This is a genomic window from Haloechinothrix aidingensis (genome assembly GCF_013450155.1).
Taxonomy (GTDB): Bacteria; Actinomycetota; Actinomycetes; order Mycobacteriales; family Pseudonocardiaceae; genus Haloechinothrix; species Haloechinothrix aidingensis.
Genome location: NZ_JACCKD010000004.1, coordinates 356,970 through 374,022, shown reverse-complemented (window position 1 = coordinate 374,022; position 17,053 = coordinate 356,970). Strand labels below are relative to the sequence as shown.

The 17,053-nt window shown below is 70.9% G+C and carries 13 protein-coding genes; 11 read left to right on the top strand and 2 right to left on the bottom strand.

Annotated features, from left to right (window positions below):
- The 11 genes from H0B56_RS13190 (at position 1) to H0B56_RS23495 (ending at position 14,909) form a co-directional block, all read left to right on the top strand.
- Entirely contained in the window at positions 1–1,323 is a 1,323-nt protein-coding gene (locus H0B56_RS13190) for an MlaD family protein (RefSeq protein ID WP_180893317.1), read from the top strand.
- Entirely contained in the window at positions 1,320–2,585 is a 1,266-nt protein-coding gene (locus H0B56_RS13185; protein ID WP_180893316.1) for an MlaD family protein, read from the top strand. Before H0B56_RS13190 ends, H0B56_RS13185 begins: the two co-directional genes overlap by 4 nt.
- Before the next feature lie 8 nt (positions 2,586–2,593).
- Positions 2,594–3,898 (top strand): MlaD family protein, encoded by a 1,305-nt coding sequence (locus tag H0B56_RS13180; protein WP_180893315.1) that lies wholly within the window; start codon positions 2,594–2,596, stop codon positions 3,896–3,898.
- 63 nt (positions 3,899–3,961) lie between these two features.
- Complete coding sequence (locus tag H0B56_RS13175) at positions 3,962–6,295, top strand: RND transporter family protein (RefSeq protein WP_180893314.1); 2,334 nt, start codon at positions 3,962–3,964, stop codon at positions 6,293–6,295.
- On the top strand, positions 6,292–7,608 hold the full coding sequence (locus H0B56_RS13170; RefSeq protein WP_180893313.1) for a peptidylprolyl isomerase: 1,317 nt from the start codon (positions 6,292–6,294) through the stop codon (positions 7,606–7,608). The genes H0B56_RS13175 and H0B56_RS13170 overlap by 4 nt, the downstream gene beginning before the upstream one ends.
- Complete coding sequence (locus H0B56_RS13165; protein ID WP_180893312.1) at positions 7,605–7,817, top strand: hypothetical protein; 213 nt, start codon at positions 7,605–7,607, stop codon at positions 7,815–7,817. Before H0B56_RS13170 ends, H0B56_RS13165 begins: the two co-directional genes overlap by 4 nt.
- 118 nt (positions 7,818–7,935) lie before the next feature.
- Positions 7,936–9,192, top strand: coding sequence for an RsbRD N-terminal domain-containing protein (locus H0B56_RS13160; RefSeq protein WP_180893311.1), 1,257 nt, complete (start codon positions 7,936–7,938; stop codon positions 9,190–9,192).
- Between the two features lie 167 nt (positions 9,193–9,359).
- Positions 9,360–10,808: a class I adenylate-forming enzyme family protein gene (locus H0B56_RS13155; RefSeq protein WP_180893310.1), complete on the top strand. Its 1,449-nt coding sequence runs from the start codon at positions 9,360–9,362 to the stop codon at positions 10,806–10,808.
- 80 nt (positions 10,809–10,888) lie between these two features.
- Positions 10,889–12,670: a DUF3556 domain-containing protein gene (locus H0B56_RS13150; RefSeq protein ID WP_180893309.1), complete on the top strand. Its 1,782-nt coding sequence runs from the start codon at positions 10,889–10,891 to the stop codon at positions 12,668–12,670.
- Positions 12,663–14,084: an FAD-dependent oxidoreductase gene (locus tag H0B56_RS13145; protein WP_180893308.1), complete on the top strand. Its 1,422-nt coding sequence runs from the start codon at positions 12,663–12,665 to the stop codon at positions 14,082–14,084. The genes H0B56_RS13150 and H0B56_RS13145 overlap by 8 nt, the downstream gene beginning before the upstream one ends.
- Before the next feature lie 69 nt (positions 14,085–14,153).
- Positions 14,154–14,909 carry a CPBP family intramembrane glutamic endopeptidase gene (locus tag H0B56_RS23495; protein ID WP_219632701.1) on the top strand — a complete coding sequence of 252 codons (756 nt, stop codon included), beginning with the start codon at positions 14,154–14,156 and terminating at the stop codon, positions 14,907–14,909.
- 69 nt (positions 14,910–14,978) lie between these two features.
- Here H0B56_RS23495 and H0B56_RS13135 read toward each other — a convergent pair whose 3' ends face one another.
- Both H0B56_RS13135 and polX read right to left on the bottom strand, forming a co-directional pair.
- The gene (locus H0B56_RS13135; RefSeq protein WP_180893307.1) at positions 14,979–15,230 is read right to left on the bottom strand and encodes a hypothetical protein; all 252 of its coding nucleotides are present in this window, start codon (positions 15,228–15,230) and stop codon (positions 14,979–14,981) included.
- A gap of 94 nt (positions 15,231–15,324) precedes the next feature.
- Entirely contained in the window at positions 15,325–17,049 is a 1,725-nt protein-coding gene (gene polX, locus H0B56_RS13130; RefSeq protein WP_180893306.1) for a DNA polymerase/3'-5' exonuclease PolX, read from the bottom strand.
- Positions 17,050–17,053 lie beyond the last annotated feature (4 nt).

Here is a 17,053-nt window from a genome sequence, read left to right as displayed (position 1 = left end):
ATGGCAGCACGCAACAGCGGCGTCCTCGCGAGCGTGGCGCGCTCCCCTGTCCGGATCGGTGTCGTACTGATCGTCGTTGTCGTGGCCGCGTCCGTCGCGCTGTTCTACAAGCAACCCATCACCACCGTGCTCTCCTCGGGGGAGAAGATCACGGTGCACTTCGACCGCGCGTACGGCCTGGAACCCTATGCCTCGGAGGTCAAGGTCTCCGGTGTGGAGGTGGGCACGGTCACCGGGGTCGATCGCGTCGGCGAGGACGACACCGCCGTGGCGGTCAAGGTCGAGCGGTCCGCGCTGGAGAAGCTGGGATCGCAGCCGTCCGCCGCGATCCGGCCGACCACCCTGCTGGGCGGCAACTACTACGTCGACCTGGCCACAGGGGGCCTCGAGGGCGAGTTCGACGGCGTGATCCCGACCGAGCGTACCGAGACACCGGTCGAGCTCGGCCAGGTCGTCAACGACCTGCAGCCGGACACCCTGGAGGCGCTGCAGGGGGTGGTTCCGCGGCTGGACCACACACTGGGCAGCGAGGAGTCGCGGTCGGCGATCGACGAGTTGCTGGAGTCGGCGCCCGACACCATGGAGCCTGCGGGCGAGGTGCTGGACGCGGCGCGCGGCACCGAGCCGGCAACGGACCTGCCGGAACTGGTGGGTGGGCTCGAGTCGGTCGGTGCGGTACTCAACGAGCAGGACGGCCAGTTGGAATCCATCGTGGACAACATGGCCACCACGAGCCGGGTGCTCGGCGAGCGCTCGGCGGATATCGGCCGGACGGTGGAGCGGCTGCCGACGGCGCTGGCCGCGACCGAGTCCGGCCTGAAGCATCTGGACGGCTCGCTGGACACGCTCGAAGCCACGGCGGACGACCTGCGGCCGCTGGCGGGCAGGCTGAACGACACGCTGGACACCTTGGAGCCTGTGCTGGTCACCGCGCGTCCGGTGGTGCGGGACCTGCGGGAGCTGATGGGTGAGACGCGCCCGCTCGTGGACGACCTGATCCCGGCCACCCGCGCGCTTACCCGCTCGCTTGAGGACGTGCGCGGCCCGGTGATGGACCGCGTGGACGGCCCGATCACCGAGAACGTGCTCTCCGACTGGCACGGCAGCGGCCCCTACGAGGGAGGCGGCGCCGACCGGCCCTTCTACAAGGAGCTGGGCTACATGTTCTCCAACTTCGGCGCGGCGATCTCCACCACCGACGCCAACGGGGCGGCCATCGGGTTCCACGTCGGGTTCGGGACGGACTCGGTCGCCGGGATGCCGGTCAGCCTGACCCGGCTGTTCGAGCACCTGACGGGCCTGACCGAGGAGGTACCACGATGACGGCGCGGACGAACCGGGTGCGGGTGCTGTGGCAACGGGTGCGCACCGAGCCGAAGCTGGGCCGCAACCTGCTCGCCCTCGGTGTTGTCGTGGCCATGGGCCTGGGGGTCGGCGGCTACATCCTGGGCAACCAGGGTGCCGGCGTGCTGGCGTGGCCGTGGGAGGAGCGGCTGCATTTCAGCGCGGAGTTCGAGGAGGCCTCCGCGATCGCCCCGGGACAGGGCCACGAGGTGCGGATCGCGGGCGTGCCAGCCGGGGCGATCGAGGCCGCGGAGGTCACCGAGGACGGGTTGGCCGAGGTGGAGCTGTCCGTCGAGCCCGAGCACACGATCTACGACAACGCCGAGCTGGTGCTGCGTCCCAAGAGCCCGCTCAACGAGATGTACGTGGCCATCGATCCCGGTGGCCCGCCAGGGGAGGAGCTCTCCGGCGGGGAGACGTTGCCGGTGGCAAACACCAAGCGCCCCGTGCAGTTCGACGAGGTGCTGGGACACCTCGACGGCGACACGCGGGACGCGATGGCGGCGCTGATCGTCGAGACCGACACCGCTCTGGCCAACGCTCCCGAGGAGCTGTCCGGCGGGCTCTCGGCAACCGACCGGGTGCTCGAGGAGCTGCGCCCGGTGGTGGAGTCGCTGCGGGAGCGCAAGGACAAGGTTGCCGAGCTCATCAGCGCCCTGTCCACGATCTCGGAGACCGTCGGGAAGAACGACCAGCGGCTGGTCGCCATCGCCGACACGCTCGAGCAGACCCTGCGCGGCCTCGGTGAGCAGGACACCCCGCTGGAGGAGTCGCTGCGGCGGCTGCCCGGCGTGACCGAGACACTGACCGAGGCGATGGGCAGCGTCGAACGGCTCAGCGGCGAGCTCGACCCGACGCTGGAGAACGTGCACGCCGCTGCCGAGCCGCTGTCGGCGGCCCTGGAGGACCTCGACCCGGCTCTGGAACGCGCGGGCAGCGTGACGGAGAAGGCCAGTCCCGTCGTGGATCGGGCGGGTCCCGTGGTGGAGGACCTGCGGCCGGCCGTCGCGGACACGCGCGAGGCCCTGCCGGACGTCAACCGGATGACCGCCCACCTCGACCCGGTGACGTCAAGCCTGGTTCCCCGGCTGGACGATGTGAACGCCTTCGTCTACAACACCAACTCGGTGGCAAGCGTCCATGACGGTAGCGGCCCGATCGTGCGCGGGGTCGCGCAGCTGTCGCCCAGCTCGATCCCGCTGCTGGACAACCTGTCGCCGTCCGACGAGGAGCGAGAGTAGAGCACGCCATGACGATTCCCCACACCTTGATGCGCCATATCCGGCTCGGTGTCGTGCTGGCGTTCGTGACGGCCTGCGTGCTGCTGTTCGCGTTCCTGTGGACCAGCTCCGGCGGCCGGATCCCGCTGGTCAGCGACGAGGGCTACCGTGTGTCGGCCTCCGTGCCGCACGTGTCCAACCTCGCCGAGAACGCCGACGTGATGGTGGCAGGCACCCCGGTCGGCGAGGTCGTCGAGATCGAGCCCGCAGGTGACCGGGCGCGGGTGGTGATGCAGCTCGGCGAGCGGGCCACGCCGGTGCACGAGGGCGCGACCCTGCGCGTGCGGTCGAAGACGCTGCTGCAGGAGACGTTCCTGGAGATCACCGACGGGGACGGTGCCGCCCTGCCGAACGGCGCCGCGCTGCCCGCGGATGCGGCGAGCCAGGAGGTCGATCTCAACGACGTGCTCGACGACCTCGACGAACCCGCGAGGGACGCGCTGGCAGGCAGCGTGCGCTCCCTCGGCGCGTCCACCGAGGACAGCCAGGAGAGCATCTCGCGCGCGCTGACCGGCCTCGGACACATCGGCAGGGACGGTGGCACCGCGGTCGACGCGCTGGCGTCGCAGTCGGACTCGCTGGAACGGTTGACCGGCAACACCGCGCAGCTGCTCGAGGCGCTCGACACCCGGCAGGGGCAGATCGCCCGGTTGGTCGACGACGCGGACACCGTCACCCGGGCGACCGCGGAGGGTAGCGAGCAGCTCGAGACGGTCATGCGCGAGCTTCCCGGCGTGCTCGATGCCACCCGGGAGGCCACAGACGACGTCACCCGGCTGTCGGAGGCCCTCGGCCCGGTCGCGGCCGACCTCACCGAGGCCGCACCCGAGCTCACCGCCGCCCTCGAGGAGCTACCCGCGACCGCACACGACCTGCGGGCGCTGCTGCCCCCGCTGGACGGCACACTCGAGGCGGCACCGGACACCCTCACCCGGGTGCCGACCGTCTCCGGGCACGCGCGCGAGCTGCTGCCGGAGGTTCAGGTGGCGCTGGCGGACGTGAATCCGATGCTGTCCTACCTGCGTCCCTACGGGCGCGACCTCGCCGGGTTCCTCACCACCACCGAACCGGCAGCGGCGCTGGCGCCCAACGGGTGGCTGGCCCGGCTGCAGCCGTTGTTCAACGAGAAGTCGCTGCGCGGGTTGCCGCTGGATACCAACGAGATTGTGGACCGCAAGAACCCGTATCCTGCGCCGGGCTCCGCGGAGGATCCGGGGCCGTTCACCGGCGAGTACCCGCGGGTGGAGCGCGAGGAGAGCCCCGATGACAACTAGTGGTGCCGCGCCTCGTCGCGCCGTGCCGGGTGCGCGCCGGCCGCGCGGGGACGGGACGCGTTGATGGGTTCTGCGGCTCGCGTGGCGAGCGGCCTGCGTGCCAGGGTGCGGCGTCCGCGCAGGCGCACGATGCTGGCAGCGGGTGCGTTGCTGCTGGTCGCCGCGTTCCTGCTCGGCGGGCTGGCCCAGGTGCGGCTGGAGACGAGCATGGACTCGTTCCTGCCGGCCCGGGACGAGGCCGTGCGTGACCTCCAGGAGGTCGGTGCCGCCTTCGGTGGCGAGCCGGTCGTGGTGCTGCTGGAGGGTGACGAGCCGGGCCGGCTGCTCGGTGAGGGCAACGCGGGCCCGCTGATGGGCCTGGAGGGTGAGCTGGCACAGCTGCCCGATGTGGCGGTGACCTACGGCCCGGCGACGTTGCTCAACCAGGTGGCCGGGCGGATGCAGGACCTGCTGGCCGAGCTGTCCGGCAGGCGGGACTCGCTGGCCGAGCACGCCGAGCAGCAGGCGCTGGAGGACGGGGCTTCGCAAGAGGAGGCCGCCCGGGCCGGGCAGCGTGCCGTCGAGGAGTTCAGCGCTCGCTACGGGGGCCTGGTTGTCGATGCCATGCCCGCGGGCCTGCCCACCCTGAACAATCCCGACTTCGCTCACCGGGTCGTCTTCGACGATGCCGGCGAGCCGCGGGAACAGTGGCGGTTCGTCGTCCCGACACCCGAGTCCGTGGCCATTCTGGTGCGCCCGCGCGCCGGGCTGGACGAGGCCGCTACCCAGCGGCTGGTGCAGCGGGTGCGCGGGGCGGTCGACGACGCCGGGGTCGATGCCGCCGAGGTGACCGTCTCGGGCGTGCCCGCGGTGGCCTCGGCGCTCGGTACCCAGGTGCGCAGCGAGATCCCGCTGCTCGGCGGGGTCGCTGTGCTGCTGGTGACCGGCTGTTTCCTGCTGGTTCCCTGGACGTCCTGGCGGTACCGGGCCCTGCCGGTGGCGAGTGCGCTGCTGGCGATCGGGCTGACGCTGGCGGCGTTCGGGTGGGCCCAGCGGCCCCTGTCGCTCGGCGTGCTGGCGTTTCTGACCGTGTTGCTCGGCACGGCCGCCTACTACCCGACATACCTGGCGCAGCGCGTCTCGGCCCGCACCGTGGCGGCGGTGGTGGCGGCGACCTCGGCCAGCTTCGCCACCCTGCTGCTGTCCCCGTTGCCGTTCGTGCGCGACCTGGGCCTGATGCTGTCGGTGGGCGTGCTGGTCTCGGCGGCGACCGGCCTGGTGCTGCTGCGGGTGGCGCGGGCAGGTGCCCGCGAACCGGCCACGGACGGTGCCTCCGCACCCGCCGGCCCGGCGCCACCGGCTCGCAGGTCACCGTCGGTTCCCGCGAGGGCAGGGGCCCTCGCGGGTGCGATCGCGGTCGCCGCGGCCGGGTGGCTGGCGCTGCCGGGAATGGAGCTGGACAGCAGCATGGAGCGCTTCGCCGAGGGGCTGCCCGCGCTGGACGATGCCGACACGGTGGCGTCGGTGCTCGGCTCGCGCGGGGAGGTGGCCGTGACCCTGACCGGGGACGAGGTACGTACTCCCGAGACGCTGGACTGGAGCAGGCAGGCGCAGAACGCGCTACTGGCCGCGCACGGCGACCGGCTCACCCCGGTGGTCACCCCGCCGATGGTGCTGCCGTTCCTCGGTGCCGATCCCACCGGAGAGGAGGTATCGGCCGCGTTACGGCTGCTTCCGCCGTACCTGACCGGGGCGGTGTTCCGCGGCGACGGCGGGATGGCGCTGCTGAGTTTCGGCGTGGACACCCTCGACGCAGGAGAGCTGCGCGTGCTGCGCGACGAGCTCACCGGCCTGGTGCCCGACCCGCCCGAGGGGTACGAGACCGCCGTGACCGGCCTGCCCGTGGCGATCGCCCGTGCCCACGAGCTACTGTCGGACAACCGCCTGTGGAGCAACCTGGCCGGCATCGCCGCGGCGAGCCTGGTGGTGGCGATCGCGTTGCGGCGCCGCGCCGACGCGCTGCGGGCCGCGCTGGCCGCCGGTATCGCCACCGGTGCCGGCCTGCTCGCGCAGCAGCTGGCCGGGATCGCGCTCAGCCCGCTGACCGTGGCCCTCGGAGCGCTGACCGCCGCGGTCGGCTGCGAGTTCGCGGTACTACTGTCGGAGGCGTCCCGGCGCGGCGATCCCGCGCTGCGGCGCTCGGTGCTGCTGGCCACCGCCACCTCGATGGCCGGCTATGCCGTGCTCGCCCTGTCCGATCTGGCCGCCATCGCCGAGTTCGGCCTGGTCCTGGCAGGGGCGGTCGCGCTGTCCCTGGCAGCAGCGGCCTGCGTGACCTGGGCCTGCCCACCACGCGAGACCCCCAGCGCACCCCGGCACACCGCAGTGGCCACCGAGACCGTAGGGGCATCGACATGACCACCGGAGAAGAACCACCCACCGGTCCGCGCGACGACGGCGGCAACGAGAACAGCGCAGGCAAGGGCGATACGCAGCCTGCCGAGGAACACGCCGAGACCGAAACCGGCGCCGAGACCGGCGCCGAGACCGGAACCGCGTCCGACGCCGGGACCGTGTCCGACGCCGGGACCACCCGCGGGCTGCGCAGGCTGGTACCGGCCGGCAGGCGCGCGCGGAGCGTGCTGGTGGTGGCGCTGGTGCTGGTCCTTGTGCTGAGCGGCTCCGCGCTGTGGCTGGGCAGCGGCCGGTCCCTGGCCGGCCTGCAGTCCGGGCAGGGCGTGCTCTCGTTCCTGCCGGTGCGCCTGCCCGGCGGGGTGGCGTTCGAGGCAGGCGGGCGCCGGGTGACCGAGACCGAGCTGGAACAGCGCATCGAGGTACTGGGCGCGCTGTACGGGATCACCCCGCCCGAGGAGGAAGCCGAGCGCGACCGGTTCCGGCGGGACACCGCCAAGTCCTACGCGGTGAGCCTGATCCTCGAACGCGAGGCCGACGAGCGTGACATCGCCGTCTCCGGCAAGGAGGCCCGCGACACCCTCACGTCCTTCATCGAACAGGAGCTCGGGGAGGGGCAGGAGGCCTACAACCAGTTCATCGACACGCTCGGCCAGGAAGGCGCCACCGAGCAGGCGGTGCTCGACGAGATCACACGGCAGCTCGAGCTCGGCGAGCTGTTCAACACCGTCACCGAGGACCACCGCCAGGTCGGCAGGCAGCGGCTCGAGGAGGCCTTCCAGCAACGCCGGGACGAGCTGGGCGTGCCGCAGACCCGCGAGATCCGCAACATCGTCGTCGACAGCGAAGCAGCTGCCGAGGACGTCATCGCGCAGCTCGAGTCGGGCGCCGACTTCGCCGAGCTCGCCCGGGAGTCCAGCCTGGACGGCAGCACCCGCGAGGACGGCGGCGACCTCGGCAGGCTCAGCAAGGACCAGCTCGAGAAGGAGTACGGCCAGGCCGCATTCAGCGCCGAGGAGGGCGAGGTGTTCGGCCCCGTACACAACGACTACGGCTGGAACGTCGGCCGCGTCGACAACGTCCACCCCGCCGAGGAGGCCACCTTCGACGAGGTCGCCGAGGACCTGCGCGCCCAGCTGCAGAACGAGCAGACCCTGAGTGCATGGCGTGACTGGCTCGCCGAGCGCATCCGCGCCGCCGACGTCGTCTACGCCGACCAGTACCGCCCCGACGACCCCGACGCGCCGCCGAACCTCGAACCCGGCCCCGGTGACCAGCAGCGAGTACAACCCCGGCAACCGGACCCCGACGGCGAATGAACACCCTCATCCTCACCGCCATGGCCGCGATCCTGGTCGCCCTCGGCACGTGGGGCATCCGCCACGCACCACGGCTGGCACCTGCCGCACTTCCCGGACAGGAACGCAGGCACCGGGCACGCGTACTCCGCCGCGGCGGCATCGCCTGCCTTGTCGCGGCCACACTCCTGCTGGCCGCAGGCGCACACGCCCTGCTGACCGCAGCATGACACCGTGCGGGAAACGACGGACGGCACTGCCGAGGCATGCGGGCTTCCACCGCGACGGGACCGACCGTACTATTGGCAGACGTTCAATGCTGTACACGCGCATGGAAGGCCGTTCGTAGTGGACCGTTCCGCTGAGGTCGACGGGCAGATCGCGGCCCTTGCCGCGCAACTCAACGGCGAGCTCGCGTCGTTGACCGCTGCCGTACGCGACCGCCTGGCGACCGAGGTCGACCAGCTCGGCGGGGACGAGCGTCTGATCAACCTGCTCGGTGCCAGTGTCGAGGCGAACATCGACACCGCCCTGCACGTGCTGCAGCACGGCATCGACATCGGCAGGATCGAGGCGCCGTCGGCGGCCGTCGAGTACGCGAAGCGGCTGGCCCAGCACGGGGTCGCCGTGGACGCGCTGATCCGGGCGTACCGGCTCGGCCAGGACACGTTCCTCCGCCGGGCGTTCGAGCTCCTGCCGTTCGGCGACGAGGAGCTCATCGCCGCGGTGTCGCAACGCCTGGTCGCCCTGACGTTCGCCTACGTCGACAGGGTCTCGCAGCAGGTCGTCGCCGTCTACGAAGAGGAACGCGAGCGCTGGCTGCAGAACAGGGACGCGGTCCGAGCCGCGCACATCCGCAGGCTGCTCGGCGAGGACGGCATCGATATCGCGGCGACCGAGAAGACGCTCGGTTACCGCCTCACAGGGCGTAACCATGCCGGCGTCGTACTCTGGTTCACCGAGGACAAGGGCCTGGACAGCCCGGTGGCGGTGCTGGAGGCATCCGTGCGGCGGCTGGCGGAGCGTATCGGCTGTATCGCCCGCCCGCTCTTCGTGCCCTGTGATGCCACCAGCGGGTGGGCGTGGCTACCCGTGTCCAGGGACGTAACCGAGGTGAACGGCGAGATCGTCAGGTCCGTGACAGAGGACGGCGATACATCCCTGCGCGCCGCTGTGGGGCGGCCTGCTGTGGGGCTGGACGGGTTCCGGGCCACGCACCGGCAGGCGGTCCAGGCGCAGTCGGTCTCGCTGATCGCAGGCCGGGAGGCGCGCACCGTGGTCAGCTTCGACGAGACGGGACCGATCGCGTTGATGTGTACCGATCTCGCGGCGACGCGCTCGTGGCTGATCGACACGCTCGGTGCCCTGGCGATCGACGACGCCCCGCACGCCCGGATGCGTGAGACGCTGCGCGTGTTCCTGTCCGAGGGGGGTAGTTATGCTGCGGCCGCAGGCAGGCTCAACCTGCACAAGAACTCCATCCAGTACCGGATCAGGAAGGCCGAGGACGAGCTGGGCCACTCTGTCCGGGAGAAGCGGTTGCACGTCGAGCTGGCGCTGAACGTGTGTCACTGGCTCGGCCCGGCGGTACTGCGCCCACGCTGATCCCGTCGGCGCGTTCCGCGGCCGGGTATTGTGCCTCGAGCACGACGCGGGCGCGAAGTTTCGTTCCCCGCGCCCGTTACCGGCGCTTGCCGCGCGTTCCTACGCTCGTCCGAACACGATGCGGGTTCGCCCCGAACCAACGAGCCGGACGAGGGTGGAGGAACGTTATGCACTGGTCGGTGCTCCCGGACATACGCGCGGGCGAGAATCCTGCTGCGCCCTGCCTGGCGGGAAACGGCACGGAGCTGACCAACGAGGACTTCCTGCTGCGGGTCCGTCGCGCCTGTGCGGCGTTGCGCGACCGGGGAGTCGGTGCGGGTGACGTCGTCGCGCTGATGATGCCCAACCGCATCGAGTTCGTCGTCGCGATGTTCGCGGCATGGCGGCTCGGCGCGACGGTGACGCCGATCAATCCGGAGCTGACCGTTGGCGAGGCCGAGTACCAGGCAAGCGACTCCGGCACGGCTCTCGTCGTCACGGACTCGACGGAACTGTCGTGCCCGGTGATGGAGATCGCGGCGCTCGATGCGGCAGATATGACCACAGTGGACGATGAACCTCCGGCCGTTCCGGGTGACGACGGATCGCTTGCACTGTTGGTCTACACCAGTGGAACCACAGGAAAGCCCAAGGGTGTGATGCTCGATCACGCCAACCTCACGGCGATGTGCGAGATGGCCCTCGACGGGCTTTACCTGGACGAGAACGATCACAGCCTGCTGATCCTCCCGCTGTTCCACGTCAACGGCATCGTGGTCAGTATCCTCTCGCCGTTGCTGGCCCGAGCCCGTGCCACGATCGCGGGCGGCTTCAGCCCGCAGACCTTCCTCGACACCGTCCAACGGGTACGTCCCACATACTTCTCCGCGGTGCCCGCGATCTATGCCATGCTGTCGGCCCTGCCCTCCGGCACCGACCCGGACCTGGCCTCGCTACGGTTCGCGATCTGCGGGGCCGCCCCCATGCCCGCGGAGCTCATCGACCGGTTCGAGCTGCGGTTCGGCGTGCCCGTGGTGGAAGGATACGGGCTGTCCGAGGGAACGTGCGCCTCGACGATCAACCCCGTCGACGGGATACGCAAGCCCGGGACCGTGGGGCTGCCGCTACCGGGACAGCGCGTCGCGGTCGTGGACAGCTCGGGGGCGGCGCTGCCGGACGGGCAGGCAGGCGAGGTGGTGATCAGTGGCCCGAACGTCATGCGCGGGTACCTGAACCGGCAGGAGGCCACGGCGGAGACGATCGTCGACGGGTGGCTGCACACCGGTGATGTCGGGTATCTCGACGAGGACGGCTACCTGGTGCTCGTGGACCGGATCAAGGACATGATCATCCGCGGTGGGGAGAACATCTACCCGAAGGAGATCGAGTCCGTCCTCTACACCCACGAGGGAGTGCTGGAAGCCGCTGTCGTCGGGCGCGCCCACGACGTGCTCGGTGAGGTACCGGTGGCGTTCGTCGTGCCGCGCCCGGAGACCGACCTCGACGAGGGTGAGCTCGACGAGCTGTGCCGGGCGTCCCTGTCGCGGTACAAGGTTCCCGAAGAGACCGTCGTCACCGGGAGCCTGCCGAAGAACCCGGTCGGAAAGATCGACAAGCCGGCGCTGCGCTCCCGGTGAACGCGGACGCGCCTGCCGCGCAGGGCCATCTCGCGCCCCGAGGGGCCGAGTAACCATCCGAGCCACGAGGAAGGACAACCATGGGACTCCTCGCGCCACGCGAACCCGACTTCGACATCGCCGAATGGCGCTCGAGGCCCATCCTCGAGCGGATCAAGCCGATCGTGGTGGACTGGGGCCAGAACGGTTTCGGGTCGCCCGGCGGCGTCTACTTCTTCTACCTGTTCAAGATGATCGCCTACATCCTGGGCGCGCTGTTCGTCATCGCAGCCACGCCCGGCCTCGGCCCGGTTTCCGACGTCGCCGCGTGGTGGACCGAGCCGATCGTCTACCAGAAGGTCATCGTCTGGACCCTGCTGTTCGAGGTCCTCGGTTTCGGCTGCGGCTCGGGGCCGCTCACGTTCCGGTTCCTGCCGCCCATCGGGGCGCTGACGTACTGGTTACGGCCGGGCACGGTGCGGTTGCCGCCGTGGCCGGGCACGGTGCCCGGCACCCGGGGTGATCGCCGCGGCGCCGTGGACATCGTGCTGTACGTCGCGGTGATCGCCTCGGCGGTATGGCTGCTGAGCTCACCCGGTGCCGTGCAGGTCGGTGCCCTCGGTAATTCGGTGGGGCTGATCGATCCGGTCCGGCTGATCCCCCTGATGGTCCTGCTGCCCCTGCTGGGCCTGCGCGACAAGACGATCTTCCTGGCCGCGCGCAGCGAGCAGTACTGGGTACCGCTGTTCTTCTTCCTCTTCTCGGCCACCGACATCATCGTCGCGCTGAAATTGTTGATGGTGGCGATCTGGTGGGGCGCTGCGACTTCGAAGCTCAACCGCCACTTCCCGTTCGTGGTCTCGGTGATGATCAGCAACAGCCCGTTCATGCGGGTGAAGCGGATCAAGCGCAAGCTGTTCCGCGACTACCCGAGGGACATGCGACCCTCGAAGCTGTCGGCGACGGCGGCTCACCTGGGCACGGTCATCGAGTTCACGGTGCCGCTCGTGCTGCTGCTGTCCACCGGCGGGCCGCTGACCTGGGTCGCGCTCGTGATCATGGTGATCTTCCACCTGCACATCATCTCGACGTTCCCGCTGGGCGTCCCGCTCGAGTGGAACGTCTACGTCATCTTCGGCGCACTGTTCCTGTTCGGCAACTACGCCGAGGTGGGCGTGACCTCGCTGGAATCGCCGGTGCTGATGGTGGTCGTGCTGGCGCTGCTGGTGATCGGTCCCGTGCTGGGCAACGTCAAGCCGCACCTGATCTCGTTCCTGCCCGCGATGCGCTACTACGCGGGCAACTGGGCGACGTCGATGTGGGCGTTCCGCAAGGGCAGCGAGCAGAAGCTGGACCAGCACATCACCAAGTCGGCAGCGACGCAGAAGGCGCAGCTGACGAAGCTCTACGGTGAGGAGATGGCCGAGCTGCTGATGCAGAAGGCGGTGGTGTTCCGTTCGATGCACACGCACGGCAGGGCCCTGCTCGGGTTGCTGCCGCGTGCCGTCGACGACACCCGGGACTACGATGTGCGTGAGGGTGAGTTCGTCGCCGGAGTCGTGCTCGGGTGGAACTTCGGTGAGGGGCACCTGCACCACGAGCAGCTCATCCGGGCGATCCAGCGGCGCTGTGGGTTCGAGGAAGGCGAGGTGCGGGTCATCCTTCTGGAGTCGCAACCGATGCAGCACCAGCGCCAGCACTACCGCATCGTGGATGTCGCCACCGGAGTGATCGAGGAAGGACACGTGGACGTCAAGGACATGTGCGAGCGCCAGCCGTGGCTCGACGGCGACGGCACGATTCCCGTCCAGCCGCTGGGCGGCCGAGACAGCGAGCAGGCCGCCGAGCGTGACCGCGATACCGAGAGGGCGCGGCGTGAGTGAGGCGGTTGTCGTCGGGTCGGGTCCGAACGGGCTCGCCGCGGCTGTCGTGCTCGCGCAGCGGGGCTTCCGGGTCACCGTGCTGGAGGCGGCCGACGAGGCCGGTGGTGGGGCGCGCTCGGCCGAGCTCACCCTGCCGGGTCTGCTGCACGACCAGTGCTCGGCCGTGCACCCCACCGGGTGCGGCTCGCCGGTCTTCCACTCGCTCGACCTCGAGCGTTACGGCGTGTCGTGGTCCTGGCCCGAGGTGGACCTCGCGCACCCGCTGGACTCGGGCGGTGCCGGGGTGCTGCGGCGCTCGCTCGACGACACGGCGCGCGGGCTCGGCGGGGACGGGCGGGCGTGGCGTGCCGTGTTCGGCCGCCCGGCAGCCGGGTTCGACGCGCTCGCCGAGGACCTCTTCCGGCCCGTTGCGCATGTGCCGAAGCACCCTGTGCAGCTGGCCCACTTCGGGATGCGAGCCGTGCTTCCCGCGACGATGCTGGCGCGCGCCTGGCGTACCGAGGAGGCCCGCGCGCTGTTCGCAGGGATCGCGGCGCACGCGTTCTACCCGCTGAACCGCCCGGTCAGCGCCGCTATCGGGACGATGCTCACGGCAGCGGGGCACCGGTACGGGTGGCCGGTCGCCAGGGGAGGGTCGCAGACGATCGTCGACGCGCTCGTCGCGCTGCTGGCCGAGCACGGCGGTGTCGTGGAGACCGGCAGGCCGGTGCACCGTTACGCGGACCTGCCACCTTCCGACGTCGTGCTGCTCGACCTCGACCCGGCCGCCGCGGTGCGGATTCTCGGCCCGCAGCTGCCTGCGCGGGTGCGGCGCGCGTACACCCGATACCGGCGCGGCCCCGGCGCGTACAAGGTCGATCTCGCCGTGCAGGGCGGCATCCCGTGGCGCAACGAGGACTGCCGCAAGGCGGGAACCGTCCACGTCGGGGGAACCCTGGAGGAGGTCGCCGGCGCCGAGCGGGACGTCTACCGCGGCACCATGCCGGAACGACCGTTCGTGCTCGTGGCCCAGCAGTACCTCGCCGACCCGCAGCGATCCTCGGGCGACGTACATCCGGTGTGGACCTACGCGCACGTGCCGCACGGCTACGAGGGCGACGCGACCGAGGCCGTGCTCCGCCAGATCGAGCGGTTCGCGCCCGGTGTGCGGGAACGCGTCCTCGGGACGTTCGTCCGGTCGGCACCCGAGATGGCGCGCTACAACACGAACTACACCGGCGGCGACATCGCGACGGGGGCCAACTCTCCCGTGCAGGCGCTCCTGCGCCCGCGCGTGGCCGTGGACCCGTACGCCACGGGCGTTCCGGGGGTCTTCCTGTGCTCGGCTGCCACCCCGCCCGGACCGGGTGTGCACGGTATGTGCGGTTACAACGCCGCGCTGTCGGCCCTGCGGTACCACGCGCGGCACGCGTAGCAGGGCGCGGCCGGTCCGGGCGGGAGTAGCGGCGACCGTCGGAAAGCCGCCGGTACACTGGCGCCCACTGTGACTCTCGTCGATCCCGCATCCGCGGGTGCGGTGCGCCGGAGCGTCCCGCGTTCCGACCGGCTCGCCGTGCTCGCCACGGTCGTGGCCCTGCTGGCAGGAGCCAATGTGGTGACCGCGTACGGCTCGGCCGGGGCCGAGGCGCTCGTCGAGCCCGCGATCGCGGTCGTGTTGCTCGGCCTCGCACACCGGTTCGGGTTGACCTGGGCCGATCTCGGGATCAGCAGGCACACCTGGCGCAAGGGAGCCGCCTACGGCGGTGCCGCGATCGCGCTCGTCGGGCTGGTGTACCTGGCCGGGATGCTGTTACCGGTCACCCGGGCCGTGATCGCCGATGCCCGCTACGACATGGCGCTCGGCTCGGCGCTGCTGCTGGCCCTCGTGGTGATCCCGCTCAAGACGGTCCTGCTCGAGGAGATCGCGTTCCGCGGCGTGCTACTCGGCATGCTGAGCCGCCCGGCAGGCAGGGCATGGGCGGTGGGCGCCTCCTCGGCCATGTTCGGGCTGTGGCACATCCTCCCGACGCTGGAGGTCGCCAAGCAGGACACGGCTTTCGACGTGATCCTCGGGCCGGGCAGCGCGTTCCCGGCGCTTGGCGTGGCTGCCGTTGTGGTGTTCACCGGCGTCGCCGGTGTGGTGCTGTGCGAGCTGCGCCGCCGCACCGGAAGCCTGCTCGCGCCCCTCGGGCTGCACTGGGCCACCAACGGACTCGGTGTGCTGATCTCCGCCCTGCTGTGGTCCGGCGTCACCGGCTGAGGCCGGTAGCGCCTCGGGACGGTGCCCGCCGTCCCGGCCTCGCATACTGCCGCTCTGGCGCGGTCGCGGCTAGTCGGCCTCGTAGCGCGCGAGGGCCGTGCGGATGCACGCGGCGGCTGTCGGGTCCGTCAGGGAGTTCCGTGACGCTTGCAGCAGCTCCGTGACGACACTCGAGGCCGCACCGAGACCGGCCTCGGCGCGGACGTGACCGATGATCCGGATGATGTCGTCGTCATTGAGGTCGCCGACCGCGGTGCGCAGCTCAGCCAGCTTCGCATCGAGGTAGGCGGCGAGTTCGGTATCGCGTGTGTCGTCGCGCATGTCCGGGCCCCTGGCGGTAGAACGTTGGCGGGCCACACCGATTCTGCGCGGGGTAGCCGGTCCGGGGAAAGGGTGCCGGGGCGGCTGTGGCCGCCTACGACGGCGGGCGCAGGAACCGGCGCAGCTGGTGCAGGGGCCAGGTGTTGATGACGTCCTCGCCGGTGAGCCACGCGCGCTGCGCCGTGCCCACCCCGTAACGCAGTCCCGCGAGGTGCACGGCGGAGTGCGCGTCGCTGTCCACGGCGAACCGCACACCGTACTGCTTCGCCAGCAGGATGTCGTCGTCGCGCAGGTCCAGACGGCGCGGGGACGCGTTGATCTCCAGCGCGGTGCGCGTGCGGGCGCACGCGCGGAACACCTCGTCGAGATCGGCGTCGACGGCGGGGCGGCGGCCGATGAGGCGCGCGGTCGGGTGCCCGATGATGTTCACGCACGGGTTCTCGCAGGCCCGCACCAGCCGCCTGGTCATCTCCTCGCGTGGCTGGTCGAAGTGCGTGTGCACCGATGCGACGCAGACGTCGAAGCCGTTCAGGAACTCCTCCGGCCAGTCCACCTCACCGTCCGGCCCGATGTTGAGTTCACTGCCGTGCAGCAGGCGCATGCCACGGTAGGCGCCGTCCAGCTCACGCACCCGCTCACGCTGGGCACGGACCTTCTCGTCGGTCATGCGGTGCATCGGCAGGCCAGGGGCGTGGTCGGTGACCGCGTAGTAGGCGTAGCCACGCTCGGCGGCTGTGGCCACCATGTCCTCGAGTGGCGACACGCCGTCGGTGAGGTCGGTATGCGTGTGCAGGTCACCCCGGATATCCGTCTCACTGACCAGGTCCGGCAGCTCGCGCTTCCGTGCGGCCTCGATCTCGCCCCGATCTTCCCGCAGCGGCGGGGGTATCCACGGGAGCGCGAGTCGGTTGTAGACCTCCTCCTCCTCGGTCTCGGAGACGACGAGCTGGTCGGTCTCGGCGTCGAACAGTCCGTACTCGCTGAGTTTCAGCCCCGCATGCCCCGCGATCTCGCGGGTCCGGATGTTGTGGGCCCGCGAGCCGGTGAAGTACTGCAGCGCCGCGCCCCACGCGCGCAGCGGCACGACCCGCAGGTCGATCCGCAGGCCGTCGGTGGTGCGGATCGAGCTCTTCGTCTCCCCGGTCGCGATCACCTCCTCGACCGGTTCGCGCTCGGTGAAGGTCTCCATGAGGGGGCCGGGTTCGTCGGCGGCCGCGAGGACGTCGACGTCGCCGATGGTCTCGACGAAGCGGCGCAACGAGCCCGCGTGCGTGCAGCGCTGGCAGCCGCCGACCGACAGCAGGCGCTCGACGAGCTCCTCGGCCCGTTCCATCGCGGTGTCGAGGTGTACGCGCTCCCCGTGCTGCCGGGTGAGCTCGATGCCGTGCAGGATGTTCTCCTCGGTCCGCGCGCCGAAGCCGGCGATCTCCCGTAGCCGCCCGGCGTGGATGGCCGCCACCAGCTCGCCGGTCGAGGCTATCCCGAGGTCGTGGTAGAGCGTGGCCGCCTTCCTCGGTCCGAGGTTCGGTATCGCGATGAGGTCGCGTACCCCGGGCGGGATCTCGTCGCGGAGCGCGTCGAGCGCTCGCACGCTGCCGGTGCGCAGGTACTCGAGCACCTTGTCGGCGATCGCCTTGCCCACTCCGGGCACGGAGCGGAGCGTGTCGGCGTCCATCACCGAGATGTCCTGCGGGTGGCCGCTGATCGCCCGTGCGGCCTTCTCGTACGCCCGGACCTTGTACGCCGCACCGCCGCCGATGGACAGCAGGTCGGAGTACTCCTGCAGCAGGGCTGCGACCTCGTCGTTCGGCCGGGCCATACCG

Excerpts from the sequence above, each read along its gene's own strand:
- H0B56_RS13165 (WP_180893312.1), top strand. The coding sequence starts at position 7,605 with ATGAACACCCTCATCCTCACCGCCATGGCCGCGATCCTGGTCGCCCTC.
- H0B56_RS13150 (WP_180893309.1), top strand. The coding sequence starts at position 10,889 with ATGGGACTCCTCGCGCCACGCGAACCCGACTTCGACATCGCCGAATGG.
- H0B56_RS13180 (WP_180893315.1), top strand. The coding sequence starts at position 2,594 with ATGACGATTCCCCACACCTTGATGCGCCATATCCGGCTCGGTGTCGTG.
- H0B56_RS13190 (WP_180893317.1), top strand. The coding sequence starts at position 1 with ATGGCAGCACGCAACAGCGGCGTCCTCGCGAGCGTGGCGCGCTCCCCT.
- H0B56_RS13185 (WP_180893316.1), top strand. The coding sequence starts at position 1,320 with ATGACGGCGCGGACGAACCGGGTGCGGGTGCTGTGGCAACGGGTGCGC.
- H0B56_RS13155 (WP_180893310.1), top strand. The coding sequence starts at position 9,360 with ATGCACTGGTCGGTGCTCCCGGACATACGCGCGGGCGAGAATCCTGCT.
- polX (WP_180893306.1), bottom strand. The coding sequence starts at position 17,049 with ATGGCCCGGCCGAACGACGAGGTCGCAGCCCTGCTGCAGGAGTACTCC.
- H0B56_RS13135 (WP_180893307.1), bottom strand. The coding sequence starts at position 15,230 with ATGCGCGACGACACACGCGATACCGAACTCGCCGCCTACCTCGATGCG.
- H0B56_RS13170 (WP_180893313.1), top strand. The coding sequence starts at position 6,292 with ATGACCACCGGAGAAGAACCACCCACCGGTCCGCGCGACGACGGCGGC.
- H0B56_RS13175 (WP_180893314.1), top strand. The coding sequence starts at position 3,962 with ATGGGTTCTGCGGCTCGCGTGGCGAGCGGCCTGCGTGCCAGGGTGCGG.